The sequence below is a fragment of the Micromonospora sp. MH33 genome, from assembly GCF_003013775.1.
Taxonomy (GTDB): Bacteria; Actinomycetota; Actinomycetes; order Mycobacteriales; family Micromonosporaceae; genus Micromonospora; species Micromonospora fulviviridis.
On sequence record NZ_MUYZ01000050.1, the window covers coordinates 23,693 to 31,764 of the forward strand.

Here is an 8,072-nt window from a genome sequence, read left to right on the forward strand (position 1 = left end):
ACCGTCTGAGTTGCGCACAGTCCGAAGAGGGCTTATTGAGGCGGGGCTCAGTAGGTCAGTCCTGCCCCTGCGGGAAGAGCGGGAGCTTGCCGTCGCCGGCGTTGATGGGCTGCTGGCTGACCGAGTTCATCCAGGTCACCGGCAGTTTGTCGGTGGGCGCGTACCCGCCGAAGAGGACGTCGGCCACGCCGCCGCCCTCGGTGCCGGGCAGCCAGGCGGCCAGCAGCGCGGTCCACCGGGGCAGCTCGGCGGCGACGTCCAGCGGCCGGCCGCTGACCAGCACCACGATCACCGGCACGCCCGAGTTGCGCAGCGTCGTGATGGTGCGCAGGTCGTCGCGGTCCAGGCTCATGCTGCCGGCGCGGTCGCCCTGGCCCTCGGCGTACCGTGTCTCGCCGACCACCGCGATCGCCGCCCGGTAGGTCTTGTCGATGCCGGTGCCGCGCTGGTTGTAGGTGACCGTCGTGGTCGGACCGGCCGCGGTGCGCGGCGCCGCCCACCGTCGAGGTCCAGCTCCGGTCGGTGTACGGCCTGTGCCCGGAAGCATCGACTGTGAACGATCATTGCCGGTTCCGGAACCGCCGGGCGGGCGGGCGCCGGCGGGCGCTACCGTGGCAGGGTTCACGCAAGATCGGCTAGAGGCGGCGAGGTATGAGCGACCACGGACACGAGCTGGCCTTCGGCGGCTTCCTCACGCCCACCGCGGGACGGCCGGAGCAGGTGGTGGCCCGGGCCAAGCTCTGCGAGCAGGTCGGCCTGGACCTGGTCACCTTCCAGGACCACCCCTACCAGCCGGGGTTCCTGGACACCTGGACGCTGATGTCCTTCGTGGCCGCGGCCACCAGTCGCATCACGCTGGCCGGGAACGTGCTCAACCTGCCGCTGCGACAGCCGGTGGTGCTCGCCCGCAGCCTGGCCAGCCTGGACCTGCTCACCGGCGGCCGGGTCGAGCTGGGCCTCGGTGCCGGCGCCTTCTGGGAGGCCATCGAGGCGGTCGGCGGGCGGCGGCTCTCCCCCGGCGCGGCCGTGGACGCCCTCGACGAGGCGATCCGGGTGATCCGCGAGGTCTGGGACACCGGGCGGCGCGGCATGATCCGCGTGGAGGGCGAGCACTACCGGGTGGTCGGCGCGAAACGCGGGCCGGCGCCGGCGCACCCGGTGCGGGTCTGGGTGGGCGCGTACAAGCCGCGGATGCTGCGGCTGGTCGGGCGCGCGGCGGACGGCTGGCTGCCGTCGCTGGCGTACCTGCCGAAGGGGCCGGCGGAGCTGCCGGCGCTGAACGCCCTGGTCGACGAGGGCGCCGAGGCCGCCGGACGGGACCCCGGCGCGGTGCGGCGCCTGCTCAACGTCAGCGGCACCTTCGACCGGTCGTCCGCCGGGTTTCTCGCGGGGCCGCCCGAGCAGTGGGTGGAGGAGCTGGCCGGGCTCGCCCTGGACCACGGCATCGCCACGTTCATCCTCGGCAGCGACGAGCCGCGCGCCATCCAGCTCTTCGCCCAGGAGGTGGCGCCCGCGGTCCGCGAGCTGGTCGCCGCCGAACGCACGACCCCGGGCAGCGGTGCCCGCGCCGTCGAGGAGCAGCAGGCCGCCGTCGAGGCCGGCGGATCGGCCACGCTCGCGGTCTCCCCCACCCCCGATCCGGGGGTACGGCTGAGCGCGCGCCGGCTCTGGGACGAGTCCACCCGGCCGGCGGCGCCGCCACCGCCGGCCGGGCACGTCTACACCGCCCGGGGGCAGGCCGTCGGGCAGCACCTGGTCGACGTGCACGACCACCTGCGCCAGGAGCTCGGCCAGGTGCGCGACCTGCTCGAACAGGTCAAGCGCGGGGCCGTCGCCCCGGACGCCGCCCGGGCGGTGCTGAACGAGATGACCATGCGGCAGAACAACTGGACGCTCGGGGCCTACTGCGCGGCGTACTGCACGGCGGTGACGCAGCACCACGGCCTGGAGGACAACTCGATCTTCCCGCACCTGCGCCGCGCCGACACCGGGCTGGCGGCGGTCCTGGACCGCCTGGAGGAGGAGCACGTGGTGATCCACGGGGTGGTGGAGAGCGTGGACCGGGCGCTGGTGGACCTGATCCGGCAGCCGGGCGACTTCACCGAGCTCCAGGCGGCGGTGGACCTGCTCACCGACACCCTGCTGTCGCACCTGTCGTACGAGGAGCGGGAGATCGTCGAGCCGCTCGCCCGGCACGGCTTCTTCGCCGGCCAGCTCTGACGGCGGATATTCCCGCGCGCGGCGTGAGATAGCTGGCTTTGGGTTTCCTAAGTCAGCCCGGTAGCGTCGGGCCCATGACGGACTTCCTCGCGCAGCGCGACTCCTGGTCCACCGCCAACTGCTCGATCGCCGGCGCGCTCGAGGTGGTCGGCAACCGCACCACGCTGCTCCTGCTGCGCGAGGCCTCGTTCGGCACCCGACGCTTCGACGACTTCGCCCGCCGCGTCGGCGTGAGCGAGCCGGTGGCCGCCGCCCGGCTCAAGCAACTCGTCGCCGACGGGCTGCTCGACCGGCGGCCCTACCGGGAGCCCGGGCAGCGCACCCGCGACGAGTACGTCCTCACCGCCAAGGGGCGCGACCTGCTGCCGGTGCTCGCCGCGCTGCGCGAGTGGGGCGACGCGTACGCCGTCGAGGCGCCGTCGGTCCGGCTGGCCCACCACGACTGCGGCGCGGCGGTGCACGTGGCGCTGCGCTGCGCGGCCGGCCACGACGTGCCGGCCGACCAGGTGGACCTGCTGCCCGGGCCGGGCCTGCGGCCGTCGTGACCACACACCCTTCACCACCCTCAGGAGCAACGACATGAAGATCGCTGGACGCAGCGCCCTGGTCACCGGGGCCAACCGCGGCTTCGGCCGGCACCTGGCCGCCGAGCTGCTGGCCCGGGGCGCCACCGTGTACGCCGGCGCGCGCAACCCGGACACGGTCGACCTGCCGGGCGTCACCCCGGTGCGGCTGGACATCACCGACCCCGCGTCGGTGGCGGCCGCCGCCGAGCTGGCCGGCGACGTGACCCTGCTGGTCAACAACGCCGGCGTGAGCACCGGCGCCGACCTGCTCGACGGTGACCTGGCGGAGATCCGGCTGGAGCTGGAGACCCACTACCTCGGCACGCTGGCGGTGGTACGGGCCTTCGCGCCCCGGATCGCGGCCAACGGCGGCGGCACCGTCCTGAACATCCTCTCCGCCCTGTCCTGGCTCACGTTCCCGCAGGTGGGGGCGTACGGCGCGGCGAAGGCGGCGGAGTGGTCGATGACCAACGCGCTCCGCGCGCAGCTCGCCGAACGGGGCGTCCGCGTCGCCGGCCTGCACGTCGGCTACATGGACACCGACATGACCGCCGAGGTGTCCGCGCCGAAGTCCGACCCCGCGGAGATCGCCCGGCTCGCCGTCGACGGCATCGAGGCCGACCGGTACGAGATCGTCGCCGACGAGACCTCCCGCCAGGTCCTCGCCGGCCTCTCCGGCGGCGTCGCCGCCCTCTACCCCAGCCTGCCGTGATCCGCGGCCGCCCCATCGAGCCGCACCTGACGCGACCGGTGGGCCACTGAGGGCCCGCCGGCCCGGGCAGCGACGCCCGGGCCGGCGGGCCGCCCGGCCTACAGGCTCCGGGCTAGCCGGTCGGCGAGGATCCGGGTGAACCGGGCCGGGTCGGCCAGCTCGCCGCCCTCGGCGAGCAACGCCATACCGTGGAGCAGCTCGGCGGTCTCGGTCAGCGCGGCGCTGTCGCCGCCCTGCTCGTGCGCCTTGCGCAGCCCGGTGACGAGGGGGTGGGTCGGGTTGAGCTCCAGGATCCGCTTGACCCGGGGCACCTCCTGCCCCATGGCCCGGTACATCTTCTCCAGCGTGGGCGTCATGTCGTGCGCGTCACTGACCACGCAGGCCGGCGACGTGGTGAGCCGGGTGGAGAGCCGAACCTCCTTGACACTGTCGGCCAGCGCGCCGGTCATCCAGGTGAGCAGGTCGGCGTACTCCTGCCGCTCGGCCTCGGCCTGCTCCTTCTCCTCCTCGGTCTCCAGGTCGACCTGGCCCTTGGCGACCGAACGCAGGGTCTTCCCGTCGTACGCGCCGACGCGCTCGACCCACACCTCGTCGACCGGGTCGGTGAGGATGAGCACCTCGTAGCCCTTGGCGCGGAACGCCTCCAGGTGCGGAGAGTTCTCGATGGTGGCCCGGTTCTCGCCGGTGGCGTAGTAGATCTCGGTCTGGCCGTCCTTCATCCGCTCGACGTAGCCGCGCAGCGTGGTCAGCTCGACCGGGTCGTGGGTGCTGGCGGCGCGGACCAGGTCCAGCAGGGCCTCGGTGTTGTCCGGGTCCTCCAGCAGCCCCTCCTTGACCACCGCGCCGAACTCGCCCCAGAAGGTGCGGTACGACTCGGCGGAGAGCTCCTTGAGGGTGGCCAGGACCTTCTTGACCAGGCGGCGGCGCACGGCGCGGATCTGCCGGTCCTGCTGGAGGATCTCCCGGGAGATGTTCAGCGACAGGTCGTGCGCGTCCACCACGCCCTTGACGAAGCGCAGGTAGTTGGGCATCAGCGCGTCGCAGTCGTCCATGATGAACACGCGCTTGACGTAGAGCTGCACGCCCTTGCGGCCCTGCGGGGAGAACAGGTCGAGCGGGGCGTGCGAGGGCAGGAAGAGCAGCGCCTCGTACTCGAAGGTGCCCTCGCCCCGCATGTGGATGGTCTCGAGCGGGTCGGCCCAGTCGTGCGCGACGTGCCGGTAGAACTCCTTGTACTCGGCCTCGTCGACCTCGTCCCTGGCGCGCGCCCAGAGCGCCTTCATCGAGTTGAGCGTCTGCTCCTCGCGGGTGGTGGCGCCGTCCTCGCCCGGCTTCTCCACGGTCATCCGGATCGGCCAGGCGATGAAGTCGGAGTAGCGCTTGACGATCTCGCGGATGGTCCACTCGGCCGTGTAGTCGTGCAGGTTGTCCTCGTCGTCGGCCGGCTTGAGGTGCAGGGTGACCGAGGTGCCCTGCGGCGCGGTGTCGACCGCCTCGATGGAGTAGGTGCCCTCGCCGGTGGACTCCCAGCGGGTGCCGCCGGCCTGGCCGGCGCGGCGGGTCAGCAGGGTCACCTTGTCGGCGACCATGAAGGTGGCGTAGAACCCGACGCCGAACTGGCCGATCAGCTCCTGCGAGGCGGCCGCGTCCTTCGTCTCGCGCAGCGTGCGCAGCAGCTCGGCGGTGCCGGACTTGGCGATCGTGCCGATCAGGCCGACCACCTCGTCGCGGGACATGCCGATCCCGTTGTCCCGCACGGTCAGCGTGCGGGCGTCCTTGTCGACCTCGATCTCGATATGCAGGTCGGCGGTGTCGACCTGGAGGTCCTTGTCGACCAGCGACTCCAGGCGCAGCTTGTCCAGCGCGTCGGAGGCGTTCGAGATCAGTTCGCGCAGGAAGACATCCTTGTTCGAGTAGATCGAGTGCACCATCAGCTGGAGCAGCTGACGGGCCTCGGCCTGGAACTCCAACGTCTCTACCCGGTCGCTCACACCGACTCCCTTCCACTTCGCGGGCCTTCCGGCGGAAAGGATACGAGGCGTGCGCGCGCCGCCACCGGAGGGTGGTCGGTCGACTCTGGTCCAACCAGTTGACGGGTTGATGTGTGCGGGGCCACACTGCTGCCCATGGCCTTCGCCCCGGTCCCCCGCACCTCGGTCTCCGACCACGTCTTCGGCCAGCTCCGCGACGCCATCGTCAGCGGTCGCTACCGGCCGGAGGAGACGTTGCCCGGCGAGCGGGAGCTGGCCGCCGCGTTCGCGGTCAACCGGCACGCGGTCCGGGAGGCCCTGCGGCGGCTCCAGCAGCTCGGCCTGGTCCGGGTCAGCCAGGGCGGCGCCACCCGGGTGCTCGACTGGCGGGTGCACGCCGGGCTGGACCTGGCGCTGTCGCTGGCCCGCTCGGGTGACGTACTCCCGGTCGAGACGCTGGTCCGCGACATGCTGGAGATGCGGGCCTGCGTCGGGATCGACGCGGCCCGGCTCTGCGCGGAGCGCGGCGACCCGGAGGTCACCGCCGAGCTGGTCCGGGCGGCCGAGGAGTACGGCGCGCTCGCCCCCGACCTGGACCGGATGAACGAGGCCAACATCGCGATCTGGTGGCTGATCGTCCGGGGCAGCGGCAACACCGCCTACCTGCTGGCGTTCAACAGCCTGGTGGCCGGCACCTTCGCCGTGGGCGACGTCCCCCCGGACGCCCGGGCCGCCGAGCTGCTCGACGTCGCCGGCCACCGCCGGCTCGCCGCCGTGATCGCGGCCGGCCAGGGTACGGCAGCCGCCCGGCACGCCCGGGCGCTGCTGACCGCCCCGGTCACCACCCCCACCACCCCCCCCGCCGCCAGAAGGGAAGCCCGAGCGTGATCCCCGCCGTGCTCTACGCCGTCCCGGCGTTCCTGCTCCTGATCATCATCGAGGCGGTCTCCTACCGGTTCCTCCCCGACGACTCCGAACGCGGCTACGAGCTGCGCGACACCACCACCAGCCTCTCCATGGGGCTGGGCAGCCAGATCATCGGCTTCCCCTGGAAGCTGCTCACCGTCGGCATCTACGCCGCGCTGTGGACGGTCGCGCCGGTGCACCTCTCCCCCGGCCACTGGTGGACCTGGGTGATCGTCTTCTTCGCCGACGACCTCGCCTACTACTGGTTCCACCGGCTGCACCACGAGGTCCGGGTGCTCTGGGCCAGCCACGTCGTGCACCACTCCAGCGTCTACTACAACCTCTCCACCGCGCTGCGGCAGAGCTGGACGCCGATGACCTCACTGCCGTTCTGGCTGCCCCTGGCGCTGCTCGGCGTCCCGCCGTGGATGATCTTCCTGCAGCAGTCGATCAGCCTGCTCTACCAGTTCTTCCTGCACACCGAGCGGGTCGGCGTGCTGGCGCGGCCCATCGAGCTCATCTTCAACACCCCGTCGCACCACCGGGTGCACCACGGCTCGAACGCCGAGTACCTGGACCGCAACTACGGCGGCATCCTCATCGTCTGGGACCGGCTCTTCGGCTCCTTCGAACCCGAGCGGGCCCCGGCCCGGTACGGGCTGACCAAGAACATCCAGACCTACAACCCGCTGCGGGTGGCCACCCACGAGTTCGCCGCGATCTGGTCCGACGTCCGGCACGCCGCGTCATGGCGGCACCGGCTCGGTTACCTCTTCGGCCGGCCCGGCTGGCAGCCGGCCCGGTGAGGCGCCCCTGGCTGGCCCTGTTCGGGGTCGTCGCCCTGGTCGAACTGGTCGGGGTCGCGCTCGACTCGACGCCGACGCAGTGGCTCGCCAAGCCGCTGCTGGCGCCGCTGCTGCTGGCGTACCTGTGGGACCGGCGACGCCGGGTCGACCCGGTTGCGGTGGGCCTGGTCGCCGCCACCGCCGGGGACGTGGCCCTGCTCGTGCCGGGACAGGCCGCGTTCCTCGCCGGCATGGGGTGCTTCCTGGTCACCCAGGTCGCCTTCCTCACCGCCTTCCTGCGCCACCGCCGGCCGCCGGTGGCGGCGATGGTCGGCTACCTGCTCGCCTGGGCCGGCGCGAACGCGCTGCTCTGGGGTTCGCTGGGTGCGCTGCGGCTGCCGGTGCTCGGCTACAGCCTGGCGCTGTCCCTGATGGCCGCCGCCGCGGCCGGGGTGTCCCGGCGCACGGCGGCCGGCGGGGCGCTCTTCCTCGTCTCCGACCTGCTGATCGGCGTGGGCGCGGCGGGCGACGACTTCGCGGGCCGGGACCTGCTGGTCATGGCCACCTACGCGGCGGCCCTCCTGCTGATCACCACGGGCTGGGCCGCCGCCGCGACGGGGCGGCCGGCCGGGACCCGTCAATTCCTATTGATCAGGTAGGTTAACTCGGTTATGCTGGCGCGGCCCTTCCCCGCCGCACCTCAGGAGCTCGCATGCCCTCCGCGCGTCCGTACCCCCGGCCCAGCCGCCGGACCCTGCTGATCGGCGCGGGCGCCGGCGCGGCCGCCCTCGCCACGCCCGGCCTCGCGGGCGTCGCCGCCGCCCGCGGGTCCGGGGTGGACACCGTGATCGAGTGGTACGACATCACCGCGGCGACGATCGGGGTGATCACCGGCCCGCTCCAGGTCAACAGC

At 72.8% G+C, this 8,072-nt stretch carries 8 protein-coding genes and 1 pseudogene; 7 read left to right on the top strand and 2 right to left on the bottom strand.

Annotation, left to right across the window (positions count from 1 at the left end; genetic code table 11):
* Positions 1-55 precede the first annotated feature (55 nt).
* The gene (locus tag B0E53_RS11145) at positions 56-547 is read right to left on the bottom strand and encodes a glycoside hydrolase family 3 C-terminal domain-containing protein (protein ID WP_107075979.1); all 492 of its coding nucleotides are present in this window, start codon (positions 545-547) and stop codon (positions 56-58) included.
* Positions 548-651: 104 nt separating this feature from the next.
* Here B0E53_RS11145 and B0E53_RS11150 point away from each other — a divergent pair, with 104 nt between their 5' ends.
* From B0E53_RS11150 to B0E53_RS11160, 3 genes are all read left to right on the top strand, one after another.
* Complete coding sequence (locus tag B0E53_RS11150; RefSeq protein WP_107075980.1) at positions 652-2,220, top strand: LLM class flavin-dependent oxidoreductase; 1,569 nt, start codon at positions 652-654, stop codon at positions 2,218-2,220.
* 74 nt (positions 2,221-2,294) lie between these two features.
* Positions 2,295-2,765, top strand: a complete 471-nt coding sequence (locus B0E53_RS11155; protein WP_107075981.1) for a helix-turn-helix domain-containing protein — start codon at positions 2,295-2,297, stop codon at positions 2,763-2,765.
* A gap of 34 nt (positions 2,766-2,799) precedes the next feature.
* Positions 2,800-3,498: an SDR family oxidoreductase gene (locus B0E53_RS11160; protein WP_107075982.1), complete on the top strand. Its 699-nt coding sequence runs from the start codon at positions 2,800-2,802 to the stop codon at positions 3,496-3,498.
* Between the two features lie 98 nt (positions 3,499-3,596).
* Here B0E53_RS11160 and htpG read toward each other — a convergent pair whose 3' ends face one another.
* Positions 3,597-5,489: a molecular chaperone HtpG gene (gene htpG / locus B0E53_RS11165; RefSeq protein ID WP_107075983.1), complete on the bottom strand. Its 1,893-nt coding sequence runs from the start codon at positions 5,487-5,489 to the stop codon at positions 3,597-3,599.
* A gap of 135 nt (positions 5,490-5,624) precedes the next feature.
* Here htpG and B0E53_RS11170 point away from each other — a divergent pair, with 135 nt between their 5' ends.
* From B0E53_RS11170 to B0E53_RS11185, 4 genes and pseudogenes are all read left to right on the top strand, one after another.
* Entirely contained in the window at positions 5,625-6,356 is a 732-nt protein-coding gene (locus B0E53_RS11170; protein ID WP_107075984.1) for a GntR family transcriptional regulator, read from the top strand.
* Complete coding sequence (locus B0E53_RS11175) at positions 6,353-7,180, top strand: sterol desaturase family protein (RefSeq protein ID WP_107075985.1); 828 nt, start codon at positions 6,353-6,355, stop codon at positions 7,178-7,180. Before B0E53_RS11170 ends, B0E53_RS11175 begins: the two co-directional genes overlap by 4 nt.
* On the top strand, positions 7,177-7,818 hold the full coding sequence (locus tag B0E53_RS11180; RefSeq protein WP_107075986.1) for a lysoplasmalogenase: 642 nt from the start codon (positions 7,177-7,179) through the stop codon (positions 7,816-7,818). The genes B0E53_RS11175 and B0E53_RS11180 overlap by 4 nt, the downstream gene beginning before the upstream one ends.
* Positions 7,819-7,871: 53 nt before the next feature.
* A pseudogene (locus B0E53_RS11185) lies at positions 7,872-8,072 on the top strand (phosphoesterase PA-phosphatase); the annotation flags it as partial.